The sequence below is a fragment of the Nocardioides pinisoli genome (assembly GCF_024199985.1).
Lineage (GTDB): Bacteria > Actinomycetota > Actinomycetes > Propionibacteriales > Nocardioidaceae > Nocardioides > Nocardioides pinisoli.
Map to the genome: position 1 here is coordinate 760,470 of NZ_JANARS010000001.1, position 23,508 is coordinate 783,977.

The window sequence follows — 23,508 nt, forward strand, 5'->3', positions numbered from 1 at the left end:
GGCGGTGTCGGTAGGCCTCCAGGGGCTCGAACCCTGAACCAACGGATTAAAAGTCCGCTGCTCTACCAATTGAGCTAGAGGCCCGCGCGGGCCAGGCCCGCGACGGGGCCGATCATCCCAGACCCCTCAGCCGGCAGGTGCAGGCACGTCGGTGTCGGTCGCGACCACGGCCGCGGCGAGGCTGTGGTCGATGTGGGCTGTCATCAGGTCAGCGGCGGCGGCCGCGTCGCGCGCGACGACGAGCCGGACGAGCTCGTGGTGCTCCTCGAAGTCGCGCGTGCGGTCCTCGCCGCCCGGGGGCAGCTGCAGGCCGACGCGGCGGTAGCGGTCGGACTTGTCCCAGAGGTCGTCGAGCATCCGGACGACCACGTCGTTGTGCGAGGCGGCGTAGAGCGCCCGGTGGACCTCGCGGTGGGCCGCGAGCGCGGCCTCGCCCCACTTCCGGGTGACCGGCTTGAGTCGCTTCAGCGCCGCCTGCATCCGTACGACGTCCTCGTCCGTGCGGCGCTCGGCCGCGAGCGCGACGGCCGCGGGCTCGAGGGCGCGTCGGGCCTCGAGCAGCTGGCGGGCCTCGTGGAGGTCGAGCTCGGCCACGCGGGCGTTGCGGTGGGTGTCGAGACGGATCCAGCCCTCCCCGCTGAGGCGTCGTACGGCCTCGCGCAGCGGGGTGATGCTGATGCCGAGCTCGGCGGCCAGGTCGTACTGCGCAAGGGGTGAGCCCGCCTCCAGGCTGCCGTCGAGGATCCGCTGGCGGATGCGCGCGTAGGCGACGTCGGCCTTGCTGGCGAAGAGGGGATCGGCCACCCGATGATCTTATAAGACCGGTTGGCGGAACGCGGAGTCTCGTGCGTAGGGTGCGGATCTCGCATCTTATAAGAACTTGGAGTGCACGCATGAGGATCGTCTCCGCCCACGAGGGCGCCATCCCGATCAGCTCGTCGATGAGCAACGCCTTCATCGACTTCTCCACGATGGACTGCTCGGTCCTGGCGCTCGTCAGCGATGTCGTCGTCGAGGGCAGGCCGGTGGTGGGCTACGGCTTCAGCTCCAACGGGCGCTACTCGGCCGGGGAGATCCTGCGCCGCCGGGTCCTGCCACGTCTCCTCGAGGCCGACCCCGACACCCTCCTCGACGCGGACGGTGGCCTCTCTCCGAGCGCCGCGTGGGACGTGATGATGCGCAACGAGAAGCCGGGCGGGCACGGCGAGCGGTCCGTCGCGGTCGGGGTCGTCGACATGGCGCTGCACGACCTCGCGGCCAAGGTCGCCGGGGTCCCGCTCCACCGGTGGATCGCCGACCACTACGGCGACGGCAGGTCCGACGAGTCCGTCTTCGTCTACGCCGCCGGCGGCTACTACGCACCCGGCAAGACGCTCGGCGACCTCCAGGACGAGATGCGCGGCTTCCTCGACGCGGGCTACGAGGTGGTCAAGATGAAGATCGGCGGCGCCGACCTCGCCGAGGACCTGCGCCGCATCGAGACCGTCATCGAGGTGCTCGGGGGCGACGGCTCACGGCTCGCGGTCGACGTCAACGGGCGCTTCGACCTCGACACCGCGCTGGCCTACGGCCGGGCCATCGACCCCTACGGCCTGTTCTGGTACGAGGAGGTGGGCGACCCCCTGGACTACCGGCTCAACGCCACCCTGGCCGAGCACTACCGCGGCTCCATCGCCACCGGGGAGAACCTGTTCTCCCTGCAGGACGCCCGCAACCTCGTCCGCTACGGCGGCCTGCGGCCCGACCGCGACTGGATCCAGGTCGACCCGGCCCTGAGCTACGGCCTCGTGGAGTACCGCCGCATCCAGGACATGCTCGCCCAGCACGGCTGGTCCTCGCGGCGCTGCATCCCGCACGGCGGTCACCAGTTCTCCCTCCACATCGCCGCCGCGCTGCGACTCGGCGGCAACGAGTCCTACCCGGGCGAGTTCCAGCCCACCGGCGGGTTCGCCGACGACGCCGTGGTCGAGGGTGGCCGGGTGCGGCTCGACGACCGTCCGGGCATCGGCCTCGAGGGCAAGGCCGCCTTCCACCGGGTCCTGCGCGAGCTCCACGCCTGACCGGATGTTCACCAGGACGTGGTGCACCCCCCGTGACGCGACGCGATTTGTTGGTAGTGTTTGCCCTGCAACAGGTGCAAGTTCCAGCAGGTAGACGCCCGCGGAGTTTGTGATCCAACGGCGTTTGTTCTTCGGGCCCTGCCAGCTCGTGAGTCTCAAGCGGCGTGTCACCGCATCTGGTGCGGGTCGTCGAGGTGGCGACTCTCGCCCCTACAGAGGAGTAACGAGCACCATGGCTCAGGGCACCGTTAAGTGGTTCAACGCCGAGAAGGGTTTCGGCTTCATCGCGCAGGAGGACGGCGGCGACGACGTCTTCGTGCACTACTCGGCCATCCAGACCAACGGCTACAAGTCGCTGGACGAGAACCAGAAGGTCGAGTTCGACGTCACCCAGGGCCCCAAGGGCCCGCAGGCGGAGAACGTCCGTCCGCTCTGATCGGCTGAGTCTGGACCTGTTCCAGATCTGATCAAGAGTCTGGCTCCTCCTCCTCAGTGGGGTGGGGCCAGACTCGATTTCGGGGCACACTTGACTCGTTCGGGTCATGTCGCTGCGCCGATGTGTCAGTCAGACTTGGCTCGAGGACCTACATTCGAATGGCCGCACGACCACCGAGGACGTCAGGAGGGTGACCGGAATGCACGACCAGTTCGACGTGACCCTCGAGGACGGCGACCTCCTCGGTGAGGTCGAGCTGACGACCACGCTCATCATCGCGGCCAGCGAGTCCGAGGAGCACCTCTCCCAGGAGGAGATCGACCGCCTCCTCGGCGTCACGCCCCGCAAGCCGCAGGACTGACCCGTACGCGCCCTCAGCAGGTCGCGAACAGCACCGGCCCGCTCGTGAGGTCCGACAGCACGTAGCCGCCCTCGACCGGGCGCAGGTCGAGCACCACCTCGCGACCCTCCGACGCGGCCCCGACGACCGAGAACCGGTCGGCGAACTCCCCGCCCTGCCCGGGCGCGGGTCCCGCCGCGAGCCGCGCCCGCGCCTCCGCGTCGCCGGGCGCGTCGTCGGCGTCCTCCACCTGCATCACCGCGCGTACGTCGCCTCCCGGCCGCACGCCCATCGCGAAGCCGGTCAGCGGGTGGACCTCGCCCGCCGCCTCGAGCAGCTGATCGGCCTCGGCCCGGGCGTCGTCGTCGGCCTGCGACATCGCGAGGTGCTCACAGGCGTAGGGGCCGTCGTAGACCGCCGCGGCCAGGGGCTCCTCCAGCGACTCGGCCAGGTCGGCGAGACCCTCGGGCCCGCCGTCGTCCTCCGCCAGCACCTGCTCGAGGTAGGGCGCTTGGTCGGAGGTCACCACGACCCCCTCGTCGGCCAGCAGCGCGACGTGCTGGAGCTCGGGCGTCAGCATCGACCCCGTCGTCGCGAGCACGTCGGGACCGCCGACCCACACCCCGTCCTCCTCCTCGGGCTCGGTCCAGCCCAGCTCGGCCAGGCGGTCGGCCACGGCGTCCAGGTCGACGTCGTCGGCGACGCCCAGCACCTCCACCGCGCCCGTGCCGGACTGGGCGAGGAGCTCCCACGAGACGGTCGCGGGGGAGAGGCCCAGCTCCTCCTGCATCACGCCCGCCGACGTGCCGAGCGCCGACATCGAGGACAGGTCCGCGTCGAAGGCCTCCGCCAGGAAGGCGTCGACCTCCTCCGCCGAGGATCCGGGGCCGACGTCGGTCCCGAGCTCGCGGCGTACGCCCTCCCAGTCCGTCCACGACAGGCGGGTCGCGTCGGCCGGCACCAGGCCCGTCGCCCGCGCCAGCGGGGTCGCGGGCGTCAGCGCGCGCCACGCGACGAACCCGGCGGCGGCGAGGGCGAGGACCACCACGCCGGCCAGCACGACACGCGCCGCGCCGCGGCTCCCGCCACGCGGGACGACACGATGTGGCACGGGGCTCCTCGCGGGGTCGGGTGGGTGTGAGACTACTTCCATGGAGCCCCGCGACGTGCGCGCTGCCGGTGCCGTGGTGACCCGCAAGGGCGGCGAGGTGCTCCTGGTGCACCGCCCGAAGTACGACGACTGGTCCTTCCCCAAGGGCAAGCTCGACCCGGGGGAGCACGCGGTGACCGCGGCCGTGCGCGAGGTGGCGGAGGAGACCGGGCTCGACGTCCGCCTCGGGCCGGTCCTGGCCCCGCAGCGCTACCGGATGTCCAACGGTCGCTGGAAGTCCGTCGCCTACTGGACCGCCCGGGTCGTCGGGAACGACGACGTCGCCCGCTACAGGCCCAACGCCGAGATCGACGCGGTCGAGTGGGTGCCGTGGAAGGACGTGGGGGAGCGGCTCACCTACTCCTACGACCGCGACACCCTCGCCGAGGCGCGACCGCTACGGCGCCGCACCCGCGCGCTCGTCGTGCTCCGTCACGGCAAGGCCCGCTCGCGCGGCGCGTGGCGCAAGGACGACCGGCTGCGCCCGCTCGTCCGGCTCGGTGAGACGCAGGCGCAGCGGCTCGTGCCGCTCCTGGCGGCCTTCGACGTGACGGTCGCCCACACCTCCTCCAGCACCCGCTGCGTGCAGACGGTGACGCCGCACGCCGAGGTGACCGGCTGGCCGCTGAAGCTCTACGACGAGCTGAGCGAGGAGGACGCCTCGACCGAGGGCGTCGTCGACCTCGTCGACAGCATCCTCGACGGCGACCCGAGCAGTGCCGGCGGCGCGGTCCTGTGCACGCACCGGCCGGTGCTGCCCACCGTGCTGGACGCCCTCCAGGTGCCGGACGTCGAGCTCGAGCCCGGCGCGATGCTGGTGGCGCACCACCGCAAGGGCCGGGTCGTCGCCACCCAGGTCGTCGAGCCGTGAGGTTGTAGTCCCGCTCGCGGCCGCCCGTCAAGGGCGCCTGGCCGAGTTCATGTGATCGTCGTCTCACGCCCGAACGGGTGATGCCAACCGGTCCGGTCGAGTTCACCGCGCGTTCACCGACGGCGGCGTGGTCGTTCTCCTGACGTGCCTACCTTCGGTGATCGTCAGCACTCATCAGACTTCCACCAAGACTCTTCAGGAGCACCCGAAGTGAATCGCACTTCCTTCCGCAAGCTGCTCGCCCCCAGCGTCGCCGTGCTTGCCCTCTCCCTGTCCCTCGCTGCGTGCGGTGGTGGCAACTCGGCGGACGAGGCGTCCGCCGACACCGGTGGCTCCGAGGCCAGCGGCGACTACGCGGACCTGTCCGGTGAGCTCGCCATCGGCGGCGCCTCCTCGCAGGAGTCCGCCCAGAACGCCTGGATGGTCGGCTTCGGCGAGGTCGCGCCCGGCGTGACCGTCTCCTACGACCCGGTCGGCTCCGGCGGCGGCCGCGAGAACTTCATCTCCGGCGCCTACCCGATGGCCGGCAGCGACTCCTACCTCGACGACGAGGAGGGCGAGCTGAGCGGTGCCACGGAGACGTGCGGCGCCGAGCCGATCGAGATCCCCAACTACATCTCCCCGATCGCGGTCATCTACAACCTCGAGGGCGTCGACGAGCTCAACCTCTCCCCGGAGACCCTCGCCGGCATCTTCGCCGGCGACATCACCACCTGGGACGACGAGGCGATCGTCGCCGACAACCCGAACGCCGACCTGCCGAGCGAGGACATCACCCCCGTCCACCGCTCCGACGAGTCCGGCACCACCGGCAACTTCACCAACTACCTCTCCCAGGTCGCCGGTGACGTGTGGACCGCCGGCGAGGTCGAGACGTGGCCGACCGAGGCCGGCGGCGAGGGCGGCAAGGGCACCTCCGGTGTCGTCCAGGTCGTCACCGACGCGCCCAACACGATCGGCTACGCCGACGCCAGCCAGGCCGGCGGCCTCGGCCAGGCCAGCATCGGTGTCGGCGAGGAGTTCGTTGCCCCCAGCCCCGAGGCGGCCGCCAAGATCTTCGAGGTCTCGCCCCGCGTCGACGAGGGCTCCGACGTGAACTACGCCCACGAGCTGGACTACCAGACCGAGGAGTCGGGCGTCTACCCGATCGTCCTCACGTCCTACCTCCTGGCCTGCCAGACCTACGACGACGAGGCGACCGCCGCCAACGTCAAGGGCTACATCTCCTACATCCTCAGCGACGAGGGCCAGGAGATCGGCTCCACCGAGGCCGGCTCCGCGCCGCTGCCCGACGAGGTGCGCGAGCAGGCGCAGGCAGTCGTCGACGAGATCTCGGCCGGCTGAGCATCCACCAGCACCACGGCGGGGGTCGGGCCCACGAGGCCCGGCCCCTTCCGACACGTCGTCACCCAGGAGGAACCCGATGACAACCGCGATCCGCGAGCCCGAGCAGCAGCAGGAGCTGCCCGCCCGGGCCAGGACCACCCGCGTGGGGGACGCGGTCTTCCGCCGCACCGCGCTCGGTGCGGCGCTGCTCGTCGTCGGCCTCCTGGCCGGCGTCGCGATCTTCCTGGTGATCCAGGGACTGCCCGCGCTCGACGCGTCGGGCGAGCAGGCCTACGGCAAGCCCAGCGTGTGGTCGTACGTCGGACCGCTCCTGTTCGGCACGATCCTCTCGTCCGCGCTCGCGCTCGTCATCGTGACGCCGCTGGCCATCGGCCTGGCGCTGGTGATCTCGCACTACGCGCCCAGCAAGGTGGCGAAGCCGGTCGGCTACCTCGTCGACCTGCTGGCGGCCGTGCCGTCGGTGGTCTTCGGCCTGTGGGGCATCGCGGTGCTGGCGCCCCGCATGGTGCCGATCTTCGACTGGCTCAACGACTGGTTCGGCTGGATCCCGCTCTTCGCGGGCCCGGTGTCCAACTCCGGTCGCACGCTGCTGACCGCGTCCGTGGTGCTCGCGCTGATGGCGCTGCCGATCGTCACCGCGATCCTGCGCGAGATCTTCGCGCAGACGCCGACGACGCAGCAGGAGGCCGCGCTCGCGCTGGGCGCGACCCGCTGGGAGATGATCCGCATGGCCGTGCTGCCCTACGCCCGCTCGGGCATGGTGGCCGCCCTGCTCCTGGGCCTGGGCCGCGCGCTCGGCGAGACGATGGCCGTCGCCATGGTGCTGTCCGCCACCGGAGCGATCATCAGCTTCGACGTGATCTCGTCGGCCAACTCCAACACCATCGCGGCGGCGATCGCCAACAACTACGCCAACGCCGCAGGCCTCAAGATCAACGTGCTGATCTTCGCGGGCCTCGCGCTCTTCGTCCTGACGTTCGCAGTCAACTTCCTGGGCCGCTACGTCGCGACCCGCGGGCAGGTGAAGGCATGAACACCCCACGACGTTCTTCTCCCCCGCTCCGCTCCTCCGAACAACGCCGCAGGGACCCCGCATGAGCACCACCACCGACCTCAAGACCCCCACGCCCGACCAGCTCGAGCCGCTGATGGGGGGCACCCTCCCGCGTGTCGCCCCGCTCCTGGTCGGCGTGTGCTCCGTCGCTCTCGGCGCCCTCGCCTGGCTCCTGGGCCTCAGCCCCGTGGTCGGCGTCGTCGTCGCGTGGCTCGGCTACGTCCTCGGCTACACCGTGTGGTCGCGCAGCGTGGAGGGATCCCGCAAGGCCACCGACGCGCTGATGCGGACCCTGATGTGGACCGCCTTCGTGCTGGCGATGCTCCCGCTGGTCAGCCTCATCTGGACCGTGGTCGCCCGCGGACTGCCGGTGCTGACGCCGCAGTTCCTCAACGACGACATGAGCGGGCGCGCCCTGCTCGGTGTCGGCGGCGGCATCTATCACGCCATCATGGGCACGGTCATGGTGACCGCGATCGCGGCGATCATCGCCGTCCCGATCGGCCTGTTCACCGCGATCTACCTCGTCGAGTACGGCAAGAACAACCGGCTCGCGAAGGTCATCACCTTCCTCGTCGACGTGATGACCGGCATCCCGTCGATCGTCGCCGGCCTCTTCGCGGTCGCGCTCTTCATCGTCGTCACGGGCGACCCGCTGCCGCGCCTGGGCATCGGCGGCGCGATCGCGCTCGCCGTCCTCATGCTGCCGACGGTCATCCGGTCGGTGGAGGAGATGCTCAAGCTGGTGCCCGACGACCTGCGCGAGGCGTCGTACGCCCTGGGCGTGCCGCGGTGGCGCACCATCGTCAAGGTCGTCCTGCCGACCGCCGTCGCGGGCATCGTCACCGGCATCACGCTGGCCATCGCCCGCGTCGCGGGCGAGACCGCCCCGCTGCTGCTGATCCTGGGCACCGCACGGGTGGCCAACTGGAACCCCTTCGAGGGCCCCGTGCAGACCCTGCCGGTCTACATCTTCCAGTCGCTCGGCCAGACCACGCACTTCAAGTACGGCGAGATCTGGACCGACCGCGTCTGGGGCGCCGCCCTCTTCCTCATCATCATCGTCATGTCGCTCAACCTCGTCGCGAGGATCATCGGCAAGGCGTTCGCCCCCAAGACCGGCCGCTGAGCCGCTCGGACACGTAGCAACCCAAGGAGTCACCCCCACCATGGCCAAGAGCATCGACGTCTCCGACCTCGACATCTACTACGGCGACTTCCTCGCCGTCGAGGGCGTCAACATGCACATCAAGGCGCGCTCCGTGACCGCCTTCATCGGCCCCTCCGGCTGCGGCAAGTCCACGGTGCTGCGCTCGCTCAACCGCATGCACGAGGTCATCCCCGGCGCCCACGTGCAGGGCAAGGTGACCGTCGACGGGCAGTCCCTCTACGACAGCGCCGTCGACCCGGTCGCCGTACGACGCCAGATCGGCATGGTCTTCCAGCGGCCCAACCCGTTCCCGACGATGTCGATCTACGAGAACGTCCTGGCCGGCAACCGCCTCAACTCCAAGAAGATGAAGAAGACCGAGGCCGACGACATCGTCGAGCGCTCCCTCAAGGGCGCGAACCTCTGGAACGAGGTCAAGGACCGCCTCGACAAGCCCGGCATGGGACTCTCCGGCGGCCAGCAGCAGCGCCTCTGCATCGCCCGCGCGATCGCGGTCGAGCCGCAGGTGCTGCTGATGGACGAGCCGTGCTCGGCGCTCGACCCGATCTCGACCTCCGCGATCGAGGACCTGATCCACGAGCTGAAGTCCGACTACACGATCGTCATCGTCACCCACAACATGCAGCAGGCCGCCCGCGTCTCCGACGAGACCGGCTTCTTCAACCTCAAGGCCGCCGGCCAGCCCGGCCACCTCGTCGAGTTCAACGCGACGCCCAAGATGTTCGCCAACCCCGACAACGAGGCCACCGAGGCCTACATCTCCGGCCGTTTCGGCTGAGCCGGGGGTTTGGGAATCGGGTTTTCGGGTGGTCTGCCCGCTCGTCGGCCCGCTCGTCCGCCCGCTTGTCCACCCGCTCGTCCGCGCGCTCGTCCGCCCGGGGCGTAGGGGGTAGTTAAGGGAGAGGTGGTCGGGTTGGGGCCCGTGGAGGGACGGATGTCCCTTAACTACCCCAGCCCCTCGTCCGCCCAGGGCTAGTTAAGGGAGAGGTGGGCCGGATCGGGCCCTGTGGAGGGACAGATGTCCCTTAACTACCCCGGCTGCCCTCGCCCGCCCGCGAAACCGCTGAGCAGCGGGGTCTTCGTCGGTTCCTGACCACCTCGGGCCTCAGAGCCTGTGGACGAGCTGCGCGCGCGGGCGCGCTGTGGAGACAGCCGCGCAGGCGTCAGCGTGTGCCGCCACGATCGGTGGCATGGACGTTCTCGGTGCCGGCGCGGGGCCGTTGTACGGCGTGGGGCCGCGCGAGGGGGTCAGAGCGACCGTGGTCTGGCCGCGGCGTCGTTCCGACGTCGACGGACCCTCGGTCCGGCAGATCCGTCGCGGGGAGGTGCGCCGCTCTTCCCACGGCCTCTACGTTCCGACCGGCGTGGAGCTGACGGCGCATCAACGCATCGTGGAGGCGGCGGCGATGTATCGCAGCGGCGTGGTGACCGGTTGGGCCGCGCTGGCCTGGACGAATGCCCGCTGGTTCGGCGAGGACGACGCCGCGCCGGTGCCGATCGCCCTCGGCATTGGGCACGGTGGCGGGACCCAGAAGCATCTCGCCGTGACCGACCAGGAGTTCCTTCCGCCCGGTGAGGTGATGAGGATCGACGGACTTCGCATCACCACCCCGGTGCGGAGCGTGACGTACGAGATGCGCCGCGCGGCCACTCTCACGTGCGCTCTCGAGATCGCCGACATGGCCTGCTACAGCGACCTCGTCTCTCGCGACGAGATCGCCCGCTACTGCCTCACCGAGCTGCCCATCCAGACCGGGGTCGGCATGGTGCGGGACGCCTTGCCGCACATCCGGGAGAACGCGTGGTCTCCGGCCGAGGTCAGGATGCGGGGCATCTGGCTTGCGGCTCGGCCCGGCGCGACGCTCATGTGCAACGCGCCGGTCTTCTCGCGCAATGGCGTCCATCTGGCGACCCCGGACCTGCTCGATCCGGTGGCAGGTGTGTACGGCGAGTACGAGGGCTCTCTCCACCTGCTGGGCGAGCGGCGTGCCGCCGACGTGGCGCGCGAGGAGAAGCTGCGATCTGCCGGACTCGAGGGCGCCACGATGGTGGCCTCGGACGCCGGCAACCTCACCAACTTCCTCGCCCGCCTCGAGGGCGCGCACAGCCGGGCGATCGAGCGGTCAGGGGCGCGGGCGTGGACGCTGGAGAAGCCGGCCTGGTGGATCGACACCAGCACGGTGGCAGCACGTCGGGCCCTCTCCGCGGCGCAACGGGAGCGGCTGCTGCGCTACCGCCGCGCGGCGTGACGACGTACTGCGACGACGGCTGGCCGGCCGCGTGACCAAGGCGGAACGTGCTGGCGGGGGCTCCGACGTCGTGGGGTAGTTAAGGGCCACGTGACCATGGACTACCGCCAGATCGCCCAGTTCTCCCTTAGCTACCGCCCACAACCGCCACCTCTCCCTTAACTACCCCGGATGACCCCCGGGATGACGACCGGCCGGGCGACCGGGCCGACGACCGACGGCCGACGACCGGCGGGAAGCGCGGTTGCCGAAGGCCGGGGGACGGGGGCGGGCCCGTCAGGGGAGGAAGATGTGCGCGACCCAGTAGCAGATGGCGGCGGCGAGGGCGGCGGCCGGGAAGGTGAGCACCCAGGCGGTGAGGATCGACTTCGCCACGCCCCAGCGGACGGCGGAGAGGCGCTTGGTGGCGCCGACGCCCATGACCGCGGAGGTGATGGTGTGGGTGGTCGAGATCGGCGCCTCGAAGACGTAGGCCGTGGAGTAGAGCACGGACGCGGCGACCGACTCGGCGGCGAACCCGCGGGCCGGGTCGAGGTGGATGATGCGGCGGCCGAGGGTGCGCATGATGCGCCAGCCGCCGGACCAGGTGCCGAGGGAGATCGCGGTCGCCGCGGCGACGATCACCCAGAGGGGCAGGGGGTCGGAGGCGGCGACGTAGCCGCCGGTGAGCAGCGCCAGGAAGATGACGCCCATCGTCTTCTGGGCGTCCTGGAGGCCGTGACCGAGGGCCATGGCGGCGGCGGAGACGGTCTGCGCGATCTTGAAGCCGCGGTTGGCGCGGCCCGGGTTGGCCCGCCGGAAGGCCCACATGATGCCGAGCATCAGCGCGAAGCCGAGGGTGAAGGCCACGAGCGGCGACACGAACATCGGGATGACGACCTTCTCCAGCACGACCAGCCAGTTGGCGGTCGCGCCGGCCGCGACCGCGGCGCCGACGAGGCCGCCGATGAGGGCGTGCGAGGACGACGACGGCAGGCCGTAGTACCAGGTGATCATGTTCCACGTGATGGCGCCGAGCAGGCCGCACATCACGATCACCAGACCGTGGCTGCCGGTGCCCGGATCGATCGTCTCCGACACGGTCTGGGCGACCTTCTGGCCCAGGAACGCGCCGACGAAGTTCATGATGGCCGCCATGGCCAGGGCCACGCGCGGCTTGAGGGCGCCCGTCGAGACGGACGTCGCGATGGCGTTGGCCGCGTCGTGGAAGCCGTTGGTGTAGTCGAAGATCAGGGCGACGACGACGACCGCGATGATGATCCCGAGCTCCATCAGGCCGTGCTCCGGGCGCGCGAGGGCAAGGGGGTGGCAGGCGTCAGCATCGGGGTCAGGACTCCTTGACCGCGATCTGCTCGACGATGTTGGCGACCTTCTCGAAGGCGTCGATCGCCCCCTCGAGCGACTCCACGATGTCCTTGAGCTTCATGACCTCGAGGGCCTCGAACTCGCCGCTGAACAGGTTGGCCAGGATCCGGCGGTAGGACTTGTCGCCGGTGTTCTCGAGCCGGTTGATCTCGATCCAGTACTCGTCGAGCGAGCCCATCGACTCCAGCTTGGGCATCGCCGCCGCGGTCAGCTCGGCGCAGCGCTGCAGCACCTCGACCTGCTGGGTGGTCTCCGGCGGCAGCGAGGTGACCTCGTAGAGCAGGACCAGGTCGACGGCCTCGTCCATCATGTCCATGACGTCGTCGAGCGCCGAGGCGAGGGAGTAGATGTCCTCGCGGTCGAACGGCGTGACGAACGTGCTGTTGACCCGTCGGATGATCGAGTGGGTCGTCTCGTCGGCAGCGTGCTCGGCCTCGCGCATGCGCTGGGCGATCTCTGCCTTGGAGTTGCCGACCGACAGCATCTCGCTGAGGAGCTGCGAGCCGACGACGAGGTGGTTGGCAGCTTCGCTGAAGAGGTCGTAGAACGAGCTGTCGACAGGGCGGAACTTCAAACGCACGGTGAACTCCGAACGGGGGGCGGATGAACCGTGGTTCATGCTAGGGGGTCAGCGGCCCAGAGACGCAACCTCGGGGCCCGGTTCGAACGCCTGTGTGATGCGGCGCTCAGCGACGACGTACGCGCTGGCGCACGATGAGCTCGTCCTGCAGGTGGCGCTCGCCGCGGTGCAGCTGCCACTCGCCGTGGGCGTCGAGCTCCCAGGCCGTCGTCCCCGGGTCGAACGCGAGGTCGAGCAGCGCGCCGATCTCCTGTACGACGTGCGGGTCCCGCAGGCGTACGAGCACCTCGACGCGGCGGTCGAGGTTGCGGTGCATCATGTCGGCCGAGCCGATCCACGCGGCCGGCTCGCCGCCGTTCTCGAACCAGAAGATGCGACTGTGCTCGAGGAAGCGCCCGAGGATCGAGCGCACGCGCACGGTCTCGGACAGGCCGGGTACGCCGGGTCGCAGGGCGCAGATGCCGCGGATGAGCAGCTCGACGCGCACCCCCTCCTGCGAGGCGAGGTAGAGCGCGTCGATCACCGCCTCGTCGACCACCGAGTTGGCCTTGATCCGAATCCCCGCGGGCCGGCCGGCCTGGTGGTGGGCGATCTCCTGGTGGATGTGGGCGACGAGGCCCTCGCGCACGCTGTGGGGCGCGACGAGCAGGTGGTCGTAGGTGCGGTTGCGGCTGATCCCGGACAGGTTGTTGAACAGGAGCGCGACGTCCTCGCCGATCTCCGGGTTGGCCGTCAGCAGGCCGAGGTCCTCGTAGACGCGGGCCGTCTTGGGGTTGTAGTTGCCGGTGCCGAGGTGGACGTAGCGCCGGATGCCCTCGGGCTCGTCGCGCACCACCATCGACAGCTTGCAGTGCGTCTTGAGCCCGACGAGACCGTAGACGACGTGGCAGCCGGCCTGCTCGAGCTTGCGGGCCCAGCGGATGTTGTTCTGCTCGTCGAAGCGCGCCTTGATCTCCACGATCACCAGCACCTGCTTGCCGGCCTCAGCGGCGTCGATGAGCGCCTCGATGATCGGGCTGTCGCCGGAGGTGCGGTAGAGCGTCTGCTTGATCGCGAGCACGTGCGGGTCGGCCGCGGCCTGCTCGAGGAAGCGCTGCACCGACGTGGCGAAGGAGTCGTAGGGGTGGTGCAGCAGCACGTCGTGGCGCGACACGGAGTCGAAGACGTCGACGGGGGAGGACGACTCGACCTCGGCCAGGCTGGGGTGCGTCGACGGCAGGAAGGCGGCGTACTTGAGGTCGTCGCGGGGCAGGTCGGCGATGGAGTGGAGGCCGGTGAGGTCGAGCGGGCCGGGCAGGGAGACGACCTCGTCGCGCCCGACGCCGAGCTCGGAGACGAGCAGCTCGAGCACCTTGGGGTCCATCGACTCCTCGACCTCGAGGCGCACCGGCGGGCCGAACCGGCGCCGCTGCAGCTCCTTCTCGAGGGCCTTGAGGAGGTTCTCCGCGTCGTCCTCCTCGACCTCGAGGTCCTCGTTGCGGGTGACCCGGAAGGTGTGCGAGGCCATGACCTCCATGCCCGGGAAGAGCTTCTTCAGGTGCTCGCCGATGACGTCCTCGATCGGCACGAAGCGCTGGTTGCCGACCCCGACGAAGCGGCCGAAGGTCGGCGGCACCTTGACGCGCGCGAAGTGCTCGGTGCCCGTCGTCGGGTGGCGTACGACGACCGCGAGGTTGAGCGACAGCCCGGAGATGTAGGGAAAGGGGTGGGCGGGGTCGACGGCGAGCGGGGTGAGGACGGGGAAGATCCGGTCCCTGAAGAGCTTCTTGCAGGTCTTCTGCTCCTCGCGGTCGAGCTCGGACCAGCGGAGGATCTCGATGCCGTGGCCGCCGAGCTCGGGCAGGAGGTCGACCAGCGCGCGGGCGTGGCGCTCCATCAGCGTCCGGCTCTCGACCCACAGCGTCTCGAGCTGCTCGCGCGGCATCATCCCGCTGGCGGCCCGCACGGCGACCCCGGCCGCGATGCGCCGCTTGAGGCCGGCGACGCGGACCATGAAGAACTCGTCGAGGTTGCTGGCGAAGATCGCCAGGAAGCGGGCGCGCTCGAGCAGCGGCAGCCCGGGGTCCTCGGCCAGCTCGAGGACGCGCTGGTTGAAGCGGACCCACGAGATCTCACGGTCGATGAAGCGGTCGGCGTACTTCTCCACGCCGGCGATCGCCTCGGCATCGGGCAGGTAGGGCGGCTCGACGTCGAAGGTGTCGGTGGGGTGACCCAGCGGGTCGGCGACCGGCCCCTCCTCCACCGACGGTGAGACTGCGCTGGTGAGGGTGGCCGGGTCTGACATGTCGTCCAGTGTGGCACCGGTTGGTGAACGCCGAGTGACGCTCGCGTCAGTAGACCAGCGCCTGGACACCCTCGCCCAGGACCTCCTCGGCGAAGACCGCGGCACCCGCGATGCGTACGCCCTCGCGCAGGTCGGCCTCGCCGATGTCGCGCCGCGCGGCGCACTGCGAGCAGACGGTGACCGAGCCGGAGTCGAGGACCACCGCCATCAGCTGGTCGAGCGGGGTGGCCAGGCGCAGGTCGAAGGCCTCGGCCCGCCCGGGGACGCCGAACCACGCGGCCTCGCCGGTCAGCCACAGCGACACCTCGGCGCCCGACGCGGCGGCGGACGCGGCGACGGTGAACGCCTGGTTGCAGCGCTCGGCGTCCTCGGCGCCGCAGGTGACCTTGACGACCAGTGAGCGAGCCATGGCTGAACACTAGACTCGCGCCCATGCCCTTCGAGCTGCCCGACAATCTGCACCCCAACTGCGGCCCCGTCGCCTGGCTGCTCGGCACGTGGCGCGGCAACGGCCACGGCGACTACCCCACGATCGAGAAGTTCCAGTTCGGCCAGGAGCTGATCTTCACCCACGACGGCCGCCCGTTCTTCCACTACATGGCGCGCGCGTGGATCGTCGACGAGCAGGGCGAGTTCGTCCGCGACGCCGCGATGGAGTCCGGCTTCCTGCGCTGCCCCGAGCCCGGCAAGGTCGAGCTCCTCCTCGCCCACAACATCGGCTTCTCGGAGGTCTGGTACGGCGCGGCCGAGGGCGGCAAGCTCGAGATGCACACCGCCGGGGTCTCCTTCACCGAGACCGCGAAGGAGGTCACCGGCGGCTCGCGGATGTACGGCAACGTCGACGGCGACCTGCTCTACGCCTACGACATGAAGGCCGTCGGCCAGGAGCTCCAGCCGCACCTCTGGGCGCGCCTCAAGCGAGCCTGATGACCACCCCACGACGTCCTTCTCCTCCGCTTCGCTCCCCCGAACGAGCGCCGCGGGGACCCCGGAACCCGGCGCCATGAGCGACGACCTGGCGGCGAGGCTGCGGGAGCAGGGGCTGCGGCTCACCCCGCAGCGCGAGCTGATCCTGCGCGCCGTCGAGGAGCTCCGGCACGCCACCCCAGACGAGGTGCTCGCGCACGTGCGCAGCCAGGTGAGCTCGGTCAACGCCTCCACCGTCTACCGCACCCTCGAGGTCCTCGAGGAGCTCGGGCTGGTGCGCCACACCCACCTCAGCGACCGCGCGCCGACCTACCACTCCACCCGCGAGCACGAGCACGTCCACGTGGTGTGCCGCGGCTGCCACTCGGTCCGCTCCTACGACCCCGCCCTCGTGCAGTCGCTCGTCGCCGCGTTGGGGGAGGACGGGTTCTCGGTCGACGTCGGCCACCTCGCGATCTTCGGCACCTGCGCCGACTGCTCGGCCGCGGCCGCCTCACCCGAGCCGACCTAGACTCGAGGCATGGCCAGCCCCCTCCTCGCCCTGCCCGGTGCCGTCGCCGGCGACGGCATCGACGCCCCCGTCGCCGCCCACTACGGCTCCTTCAACACCGAGCAGCGCAGCCTCGCGCAGGGCGACGGCTTCGTCGACCTCTCGCACCGCGACGTCGTACGCATCTCGGGTCCGGAGCGGCTGTCGTGGCTGCACAACCTGACCACGCAGTACTTCGCCGGCCTCGCCCCGGGCGCCTGGACCCAGGCACTGGTGCTGAGCCCGCAGGGCCACGTCGAGCACGCCTTCGCCGGGGTCGACGACGGCGAGGCGTTCACCGCCCACACCGAGCCCGGCGCGGGCGCGGCGCTGGCGGAGTGGCTCGAGCGGATGAAGTTCATGACGCGGGTCGAGATCGCGCTCGTCGACGACATCGCCGTCATGTGGCGCCCGGGGGAGGACCCGTCACGACAGGGCGGCCGCTACGACCTCGTGCCCCGCGACAAGCTGGAGGCCTACGCCGAGGCGGCCGGGCCGGCGTGCGGGCTGTGGGCCTTCGAGGCGCTGCGCATCGAGCGCGGCGAGCCGCGGCTCGGCCTCGACACCGACCACCGCACGATCCCCAACGAGGTCGGCTGGATCGGGCCGGCGGTGCACCTCGACAAGGGCTGCTACCGCGGCCAGGAGACCGTCGCGCGCGTCCACACGCTCGGCCGTCCGCCCCGCCGGCTGGTGCTGCTGCACCTCGACGGCTCGGAGAACCGCCTGCCCGCCGCCGGCTCCCCGGTGTCGTACGACGGCCGCGACGTCGGCTTCGTCGGCTCCAGCGCCCGCCACCACGAGCTCGGCCCCATCGCGCTCGCCCTGGTCAAGCGCAACGTCCCGGTCGACGCGACGCTCACCGTCGACGAGATGCCCGCCGCCCAGGAGGTCGTCGTCGACCCCGAGGTCGGCCTGCACGTCCGCCCCCTGCGCTGACGCCGGCCTCTGCGGTCGCCGGGGACGGGCGTCATACCGATCGGCACCGATGGGTGCGGCTTCGTATGACGCTGCCGGGGTGCCCAGGTCGAGCGTCATCCCGATCGGCACCTGTGGGTGCGGGTTCGTATGACGCTGGGGGTCGCGCCGGGCCGAGGGCCAGGTCAGCGGCGGCGGTACTGCACGTGGGTGTCGGCGTCGGCGTGCCCGAAGCCGAGGCGTGAGTAGACCGCGACCGCGGGGGCGTTGTCGGACTCTACGTAGAGCAGCACCTCGTCGACACCGAGGCCCGCGAGGTGGTGCAGCCCGGCGAGGGTGAGCAGCTTGCCGAGGCCGCGGCCCTGGGCGGACGGCGCGACGCCGACGACGTACACCTCCCCGAGGCGCGCGTCGTGCTGCTTGGTCCAGTGGAAGCCGAGCATCCCTGACTCGTCCTCCGCGACGAGCAGGCCGGCCGGGTCGAACCACGGCTCGGCCATCCGGCGGGCGAGGTTGTCGAGGTCCATCGCCCCCTGCTCGGGGTGGTCGGCGAAGGCGGCGGCGTTGACGGCGACCACGTCGGCGGCGTCGGTGTCGCGGTAGGACCTGATGGTGACGCCGGCCGGCACCTCGAGGGCGGGCAGGGGCAGCGAGGTCGCCCGGCGCATCACCCAGAGGTCGCGCACCCGGTCCCACCCGTGGCTCGCGGCGAGCCGGGCGGCGGCCGGGTGGTTGCCGTGGGACCACGCCGTCATCCCGGCGTCGTACGACGACTCGGCGCGCGTGAGCAGCGCGGACCCGAGGCCGCGACCGCGGGCCGCCGGGCGTACGACGAGCGAGAGGTCGCCGTTGTGCAGCAGCGCGAACGCGTCGTCCTCGGCGATGACGTCGGCCGTGCCGTCGGCGAGCGCGATGCGGGCGGCCTCGTCGAGCGGGTCGGCGCCGTCGGCGGCCGCGGCCTCGGCGGCGATCTGCGCGACGGTCTCTCGGGCGGCGTCCATGATCCCGACCCTAGTGGGCGAGGAGCGGGGCAGGTCGTCCCTGACATGTCAGGAGGAGTCTCCCCACTGTCTGACCTCGCAGGCAGGGGAGGCACACGGGACGGGGGTCCCCTCCCAGCCGCGATCGCGGAACACGGCCGCCATCCGGAGCGCGGTCCGGCAGGGGGTGGAGAAGACCTGCCGGTAGCGCAGCCGTGGCGCGACCCGTCCCCGAGCCAGGTCGTCGAGGTCGCGGTCGGCGTCGTCGTCCCGGGCCTCCGTCTCGTCGTGGAGGCGACTGTCCAGCTCGACGACCGCGTCGAGGTCGGCGTGCTCGGCGTCGCGGTACTGCCTGCCGTCCGCGGCGACCACCGGCGCCTGCTGCGACGTGGGCTCGGGCAGGCGGTGCGGTCGCACGACCCGCGTGAGGTAGCCGTGCTCGAGGACGCTGTGCGTGCCCCGCTCGAGGTCGGCGAGGAGGTCGGTCAGCAGGACACGGCGACGCAGCCGTCCGCGCCGCTGCATCTCGTCCCGCAGCCGGCTCGCCACCGTGCGTCGCGCGCCGACGACCGAGGCGAGGGCCGAGATGGCGGCGAGGTCGTCCGACGCACGGGTGGGCGACCTCCACGGCAGCCACCTCGAGCCGGACGCGTGGTGGCGCGAGGTTCCACTGCACCTTGTCGTCCAGCCCGCGCACCCGGTGGATCCGGATCCCGTCCTGCGGCGCGACCCGGCGGCTCCAGTCCACCGCAACGTGGATCGGGCCTCGAGGTGCAGCCTCCCGGCCGGGCTGGTGCAGCGCCGACTCGAGGTGCAACGCCGAGCGTCCGGCGTACAGGACGGCCGCCCAGCACCGCTGGGACCACGTCGGTGTCCCGGTGTGGGTGAGGTAGACCCCAGGGTGCATCGCGACGAGCTCGCGTCTGCGCAGCGAGGTCTCGACCTGGGCCTTCGTGTGCCGGGCCGCGAGCAGCTGGGCACGGGTGACGACGCCGTCCTGGTGGGCGATGAGGTGAGTGACGGCGTCGAGGCGCATGCCGTACGTCTGCCCCGGCCGCCGGCGGGCAACCCCGGCCGCGTCGTGGCTGTGGACAGGACAGTGGGGAGGGTCGTCCTCGACATGTCGGGACGATGCTCCCCGCAGGGTCAGGACTTGCGGACGCCCGTCGGGGAGGAGGCCGGGGAGTCGGCCGTGTCGCGCGAGGGCACGACGAAGCGGTAGCCGACGTTGCGGACGGTGCCGATGTGGTGCTCGTGCTCGGTGCCGAGCTTGGCGCGGAGGCGGCGGACGTGGACGTCGACGGTGCGGGTGCCGCCGAAGTAGTCGTAGCCCCAGACCTCCTGGAGCAGCTGCTCGCGGCTGAAGACCCGGCCGGGGTGCTGGGCAAGGTACTTCAGGAGCTCGAACTCCTTGTAGGTGAGGTCGAGCGGGCGGCCGCCGATGCGGGCGGTGTAGGTCGCGTCGTCGACGACGACCTCACCGCGGTGGATGACGTGGGCGGCGGGGTCGTCGGGGGCGGCGGCGCCGGCGCGGCCGATCGCGAGGCGGATCCGGGCGTCGAGCTCGGCCGGGCCGCAGGTGTGCAGCACGACGTCGTCCATGCCCCAGTCGTGGGCGACGACGGCGAGGCCGCCCTCGGTGACGATGAGCAGGACCGGGGCGTCGGTGCCGGTGGTGCGGATCAGCCGGCAGAGGTCGCGCGCCGCGGCGAGGTCCTGGCGGCCGTCGACGAGGACGAGGTCGGACTCGGGGGCGTCGAGCAGGGCGCTGCCCTGGGCCGGGACGATCTTCACCGAGTGGGACAGCAGGGCCAGGCCCGGGAGCACCTCGGCGGAGGGTTGCAGCGCACCCGTGAGCAGCAGCAGTGCGCTCATCGCGGGGCCCTCCTCGCAGGCGGGGGATCGGCCGGGGGTCAGCCGGGGATGAGGAAGGATATCCCGCATGAGCCACCCGACGGACCTCGAACGGAGTCGTGAGACAGCGATCACCGTGCGCTACTGGGCGGGAGCCCGGGCCGCGGCCGGGACCGCCGAGGACACGTTCGTGACGGCGGGCGAGCTGAGCCTGGCCGACGTCGTCGCCCTCGTCCTGGAGCGTCACCCCGGCGAGCAGATGGCTCGCACCGTCGGCGTCTGCTCGGTGCTTCTCGGCGACCAGCCGGTCCGCTCGCAGGACCCCGCGGCTGTCGTCGTACGCCCTGGGGCGGTCGTCGAGCTGCTGCCTCCATTTGCCGGAGGGTGAGCGCAAGAAGGCAGTTATGCGGTAGAACTACGTTTCGACAGGCGCCCGACGGGGGATGGCCTGCGTGTCTGGTACGTCGCGTGCCGGCATGAGTCACAAAGGGGAAAGCATGACAAGCACACACGGGGGAGCCTTCGTGCGCCTCGTCGCAGGCGGCACCGCCGCCGCGACGGCGTTCGCGGGTCTCGCGATCGGGCTGGCAGCGCCGGCCCACGCCGCGGTCACGATCAGCGGCAACACCATCGACGCCGCGGGCAACTACGTCGACGGCTACGTCTTCGTCTACCGCGATGAGGACGGCGACGGCATCGTCGAGTCCTTCGAGTCCGACTTCGACCTGAGCGTGCTCACCCAGGGCGGTGCCTTCGACCTCGCCCTCGAGGACGGCATCTACAAGCTCGAGTTCTTCCCGACCTCGGGCTCGGACGAGTACATCTCGGAGTACTACCGCGACAAGGCCGACATCGCGTCTGCCGACGTGATCACAGTCGCCGGCGCCGCGCAGGTCCTCCCGGCGTGGACGATCGACTCGATCCCCACCGTCACCGGCACGGTCGCCACGACCGCCGGTCGCCCGGTGCGGGGCGCGAGCGTGCAGGCCTACGCCGCCGACGACAACGCCCTCCTCGCCACCGACACCACCAACGCCAGCGGCGCCTTCAGCATCGGCGCCCAGGAGGCCGTCAAGCTGCGGTTCTCCGGTAGCGACCCGGTGAGCGGCAAGTCGCTGGCCACCGAGTACTACTCCGACAAGGCCGACCTCGCCACCGCCGACGCCGTCGTGCCCGGCGCGAGCGTGGGCACCGTGACCCTGGCCCCCGGCGGCTCGATCTCCGGCCGCGTCGTCAGCGACGCAGCGGGCGTGCCCCTCAACCGGGTCGAGGTCTGCGCGGAGTCCAACTGCGACTACACCAACGGCGACGGCGTCTACACCATCGAGGGCGCGTCCACCGGCGCGCACGAGGTCTACTTCTACGACCCGATCGACGAGTTCCTCCCCGAGTACTACAACAACGTCGCGATCGACGAGGACGGCGACCCGGTCTCGGACCCGATCATCGTCACCGTGGCTCCCGGCCAGGCCGTGACCGGCATCGACGCCGGCCTGGCGACGAAGTCGAAGCCCGCCCTCACCGGGGTGGACCTCAGCGGCACGGTCCGCGACCAGCTCGGCGGCATCGGCGTCGGCTACGACATCGTGGCCTACGACACCCCGGCCAACCCGCTCGACCGCAAGGAGGTCGCCCGGACGATCTCGAACCGCTCGGGTGGCTACGCCTTCACCACCCTCGACCGCATCGGCGGCGAGACCGAGTTCAAGATCGTCGTCGAGGGTGAGACCGCCCGCGAGGACGGCGACTTCGCGCGCCGTTCGATCTGGACCGGCCAGAAGTACGGCTACGACACCGCCACCGCGGTGTCGGCTGCCCCGCAGGTCATCGACTTCGTCCAGCCGGTCGCCGGTGGCATCGCCGGTGCGGTCACCAGCGAGGCGGGCGGCGCCCCCGAGGACCCCTACGTGGGCTTCCTCGACGCGGACGGCAACTTCACCTACGCCGCCGAGGAGTTCGAGGCGGACGGCACCTACGAGACCCGCAGCCTCTGGCCGGGCGAGTACAAGGCCCAGTTCGGCGCCTCGCGCCACGTCTCCGAGTGGTGGGACGACGCGGTCGCCGGCGAGGCGAAGACCATCACGGTCAAGCCCGGCCAGGTCGTGACCGGCATCTCCGCCGCGCTCGCCGCGGGCGTGAAGGCCGTCGAGCGTCCGACCATCGAGGGTGACGCGTGGGTCAAGAAGACCATCCGCCTCGACAAGGGCGTGTGGACCCAGATGGCCGACAACGAGTTCACCTACGAGTGGCTCGTCAAGGGCGCCGTGATCGCCACCGGCCCGTCGCTCAAGCTCACCAAGAAGCACCTCGGCGACAAGATCACCGGCCGCGTCACCAACGACATCGGCTTCACGCAGGGCCAGGCGATCACCAAGGCGACCTACAAGGTCGGCTACAAGCCCAAGGTCAAGGCCAAGGTCTCCAAGAAGTCGGCCGCGATCACGCTGAAGGTCAAGCCCCTCAAGGCCAAGAAGGTCAAGGCCACCGTCACCGTCTTCGAGAACGTCGGCGTCAAGAAGAACGGCGAGGACAAGCTCAAGAAGCTCGGCAAGGCCAAGATCAAGAAGGGCAAGGGCGTCGTCCGCTTCAAGAAGGCGCTCGGCAAGGGCAAGCACAAGCTCGTCTTCACCGTGAAGGGCAAGGGCAAGGTCGGCTCCGGCGACATCATGAAGAAGGTCAAGATCAAGCGCTGACCCTCTGCGCCGCTCCACCTGCTCCACTGCACCACCTGCTCGACCACGCGAGGCCCCGGGATCCGTCCCGGGGCCTCGCTCCGTCTCCAGCCGCGCCGGAACAAATCGGCCGACCCGCGTCGTTGCGCCGGTGTGAGCACCGGAGCCTGGATCGTCGTCGCTGCCGCCGCGCTGGCGCTGGCCGTCGGGCTCTGGCGTGCCGCGACCGACGGCCGCTTCCGCGGCACCCACGTCGTACGCACTCCCGCAGGTCGCGACGAGACCTCCCCCGCGTCGTCGGCCGAGGCCGCCCCCGCCGCCGCGTCGGACGAGGCGAGCGTCGCGCGGCCCGGCGCCGACCTGGTCGCTGCGGTCGGCGAGCAGCTGGGGGAGCGGGCGACGCTGCTGCAGTTCTCCAGCGCGTTCTGCGCGCCGTGCCGCGCCACCCGACGGGTGCTGGGCGAGGTGACCGGACTGGTCGAGGGCGTCACGCACGTCGAGATCGACGCCGAGCACCACCTCGAGGCGACCCGCACCCTCGGCGTCCTCCGCACCCCCACCACGATCGTGCTCGACGCGTCCGGCGTCGAGGTGACCCGTGCGACCGGGGCGCCCTCCCGCGACCAGGTCCTGACCGCGCTCGCCCGCGTCTGATCTCAGGATATGGATGGGTGGGCCACATGGTGAGACGCAGCGGAGCATCAGCCCACCGAGCCCCTAG

General features: G+C 71.0%; 24 protein-coding genes and 1 tRNA gene. 15 read left to right on the forward strand and 10 right to left on the reverse strand.

The features are described 5' to 3' along the window. Positions 1-11: 11 nt before the first annotated feature. Both NCI01_RS03650 and NCI01_RS22555 read right to left on the reverse strand, forming a co-directional pair. Positions 12-84: transfer RNA gene (locus NCI01_RS03650), tRNA-Lys, on the reverse strand. A gap of 42 nt (positions 85-126) precedes the next feature. After that, positions 127-804 carry a GntR family transcriptional regulator gene (locus tag NCI01_RS22555; RefSeq protein ID WP_254180102.1) on the reverse strand — a complete coding sequence of 226 codons (678 nt, stop codon included), beginning with the start codon at positions 802-804 and terminating at the stop codon, positions 127-129. 89 nt (positions 805-893) lie between these two features. Here NCI01_RS22555 and NCI01_RS03660 point away from each other — a divergent pair, with 89 nt between their 5' ends. The 3 genes from NCI01_RS03660 (at position 894) to NCI01_RS03670 (ending at position 2,857) form a co-directional block, all read left to right on the forward strand. Continuing rightward, positions 894-2,060, forward strand: a complete 1,167-nt coding sequence (locus NCI01_RS03660; RefSeq protein ID WP_254180103.1) for an enolase C-terminal domain-like protein — start codon at positions 894-896, stop codon at positions 2,058-2,060. A gap of 232 nt (positions 2,061-2,292) precedes the next feature. Next, a complete protein-coding gene (locus tag NCI01_RS03665) occupies positions 2,293-2,496 on the forward strand; it encodes a cold-shock protein (RefSeq protein WP_045548871.1) in 204 nt (67 codons plus the stop codon). 199 nt (positions 2,497-2,695) lie between these two features. After that, positions 2,696-2,857 carry a hypothetical protein gene (locus NCI01_RS03670; protein ID WP_172256468.1) on the forward strand — a complete coding sequence of 54 codons (162 nt, stop codon included), beginning with the start codon at positions 2,696-2,698 and terminating at the stop codon, positions 2,855-2,857. Between the two features lie 13 nt (positions 2,858-2,870). Here the strand turns inward: NCI01_RS03670 and NCI01_RS03675 are convergent, their stop codons facing one another. Beyond that, a complete protein-coding gene (locus tag NCI01_RS03675) occupies positions 2,871-3,947 on the reverse strand; it encodes a hypothetical protein (RefSeq protein WP_254180104.1) in 1,077 nt (358 codons plus the stop codon). A 40-nt stretch (positions 3,948-3,987) separates the two neighbouring features. Between NCI01_RS03675 and NCI01_RS03680 the strand changes: the two genes are divergently transcribed. The 6 genes from NCI01_RS03680 to NCI01_RS03705 all read left to right on the forward strand — a co-directional run bounded on the left by NCI01_RS03680 (position 3,988) and on the right by NCI01_RS03705 (position 10,678). After that, positions 3,988-4,857 carry an NUDIX hydrolase gene (locus NCI01_RS03680; RefSeq protein ID WP_254180105.1) on the forward strand — a complete coding sequence of 290 codons (870 nt, stop codon included), beginning with the start codon at positions 3,988-3,990 and terminating at the stop codon, positions 4,855-4,857. Between the two features lie 210 nt (positions 4,858-5,067). Further along, a complete protein-coding gene (gene pstS, locus NCI01_RS03685) occupies positions 5,068-6,201 on the forward strand; it encodes a phosphate ABC transporter substrate-binding protein PstS (RefSeq protein ID WP_254180106.1) in 1,134 nt (377 codons plus the stop codon). Positions 6,202-6,280: 79 nt separating this feature from the next. After that, positions 6,281-7,237, forward strand: a complete 957-nt coding sequence (pstC, locus tag NCI01_RS03690) for a phosphate ABC transporter permease subunit PstC (protein WP_254180107.1) — start codon at positions 6,281-6,283, stop codon at positions 7,235-7,237. A 61-nt stretch (positions 7,238-7,298) separates the two neighbouring features. Further along, positions 7,299-8,387 carry a phosphate ABC transporter permease PstA gene (gene pstA, locus NCI01_RS03695; protein WP_254180108.1) on the forward strand — a complete coding sequence of 363 codons (1,089 nt, stop codon included), beginning with the start codon at positions 7,299-7,301 and terminating at the stop codon, positions 8,385-8,387. Between the two features lie 40 nt (positions 8,388-8,427). Next, positions 8,428-9,207, forward strand: a complete 780-nt coding sequence (pstB, locus tag NCI01_RS03700; protein WP_254180109.1) for a phosphate ABC transporter ATP-binding protein PstB — start codon at positions 8,428-8,430, stop codon at positions 9,205-9,207. A 586-nt stretch (positions 9,208-9,793) separates the two neighbouring features. Continuing rightward, positions 9,794-10,678, forward strand: a complete 885-nt coding sequence (locus tag NCI01_RS03705) for a hypothetical protein (RefSeq protein WP_254180110.1) — start codon at positions 9,794-9,796, stop codon at positions 10,676-10,678. A gap of 276 nt (positions 10,679-10,954) precedes the next feature. Here NCI01_RS03705 and NCI01_RS03710 read toward each other — a convergent pair whose 3' ends face one another. The 4 genes from NCI01_RS03710 to NCI01_RS03725 form a co-directional block, all read right to left on the reverse strand. Further along, positions 10,955-11,950: an inorganic phosphate transporter gene (locus tag NCI01_RS03710; protein ID WP_254180111.1), complete on the reverse strand. Its 996-nt coding sequence runs from the start codon at positions 11,948-11,950 to the stop codon at positions 10,955-10,957. Positions 11,951-12,005: 55 nt separating this feature from the next. Then, a complete protein-coding gene (locus tag NCI01_RS03715) occupies positions 12,006-12,623 on the reverse strand; it encodes a DUF47 domain-containing protein (RefSeq protein ID WP_254180112.1) in 618 nt (205 codons plus the stop codon). 106 nt (positions 12,624-12,729) lie between these two features. Beyond that, positions 12,730-14,907, reverse strand: coding sequence for an RNA degradosome polyphosphate kinase (locus NCI01_RS03720; protein WP_254180113.1), 2,178 nt, complete (start codon positions 14,905-14,907; stop codon positions 12,730-12,732). A gap of 46 nt (positions 14,908-14,953) precedes the next feature. After that, complete coding sequence (locus tag NCI01_RS03725; RefSeq protein ID WP_254180114.1) at positions 14,954-15,316, reverse strand: DsrE family protein; 363 nt, start codon at positions 15,314-15,316, stop codon at positions 14,954-14,956. A gap of 23 nt (positions 15,317-15,339) precedes the next feature. On the opposite strand from NCI01_RS03725, the gene NCI01_RS03730 reads away from it, so the two are divergent. The 3 genes from NCI01_RS03730 to ygfZ all read left to right on the forward strand — a co-directional run bounded on the left by NCI01_RS03730 (position 15,340) and on the right by ygfZ (position 17,302). Continuing rightward, positions 15,340-15,834, forward strand: coding sequence for a heme-binding beta-barrel domain-containing protein (locus tag NCI01_RS03730; RefSeq protein ID WP_254180115.1), 495 nt, complete (start codon positions 15,340-15,342; stop codon positions 15,832-15,834). A gap of 76 nt (positions 15,835-15,910) precedes the next feature. After that, a complete protein-coding gene (locus tag NCI01_RS03735; protein WP_254180116.1) occupies positions 15,911-16,345 on the forward strand; it encodes a Fur family transcriptional regulator in 435 nt (144 codons plus the stop codon). Between the two features lie 9 nt (positions 16,346-16,354). Next, positions 16,355-17,302 carry a CAF17-like 4Fe-4S cluster assembly/insertion protein YgfZ gene (ygfZ, locus tag NCI01_RS03740; protein WP_254180117.1) on the forward strand — a complete coding sequence of 316 codons (948 nt, stop codon included), beginning with the start codon at positions 16,355-16,357 and terminating at the stop codon, positions 17,300-17,302. A 164-nt stretch (positions 17,303-17,466) separates the two neighbouring features. Here the strand turns inward: ygfZ and mshD are convergent, their stop codons facing one another. From mshD to NCI01_RS03755, 3 genes are all read right to left on the reverse strand, one after another. Further along, positions 17,467-18,282, reverse strand: a complete 816-nt coding sequence (mshD, locus tag NCI01_RS03745) for a mycothiol synthase (RefSeq protein WP_254180118.1) — start codon at positions 18,280-18,282, stop codon at positions 17,467-17,469. Between the two features lie 48 nt (positions 18,283-18,330). Continuing rightward, complete coding sequence (locus NCI01_RS03750) at positions 18,331-18,786, reverse strand: hypothetical protein (protein WP_254180119.1); 456 nt, start codon at positions 18,784-18,786, stop codon at positions 18,331-18,333. A 621-nt stretch (positions 18,787-19,407) separates the two neighbouring features. Beyond that, positions 19,408-20,136 carry a winged helix-turn-helix transcriptional regulator gene (locus tag NCI01_RS03755; protein ID WP_254180120.1) on the reverse strand — a complete coding sequence of 243 codons (729 nt, stop codon included), beginning with the start codon at positions 20,134-20,136 and terminating at the stop codon, positions 19,408-19,410. 67 nt (positions 20,137-20,203) lie between these two features. Here NCI01_RS03755 and NCI01_RS03760 point away from each other — a divergent pair, with 67 nt between their 5' ends. From NCI01_RS03760 to NCI01_RS03770, 3 genes are all read left to right on the forward strand, one after another. After that, complete coding sequence (locus tag NCI01_RS03760) at positions 20,204-20,503, forward strand: MoaD/ThiS family protein (RefSeq protein WP_254180121.1); 300 nt, start codon at positions 20,204-20,206, stop codon at positions 20,501-20,503. A 109-nt stretch (positions 20,504-20,612) separates the two neighbouring features. Further along, positions 20,613-22,808: a hypothetical protein gene (locus NCI01_RS03765; protein ID WP_254180122.1), complete on the forward strand. Its 2,196-nt coding sequence runs from the start codon at positions 20,613-20,615 to the stop codon at positions 22,806-22,808. Positions 22,809-22,940: 132 nt separating this feature from the next. Further along, on the forward strand, positions 22,941-23,441 hold the full coding sequence (locus NCI01_RS03770; RefSeq protein WP_254180123.1) for a TlpA family protein disulfide reductase: 501 nt from the start codon (positions 22,941-22,943) through the stop codon (positions 23,439-23,441). Positions 23,442-23,508 lie beyond the last annotated feature (67 nt).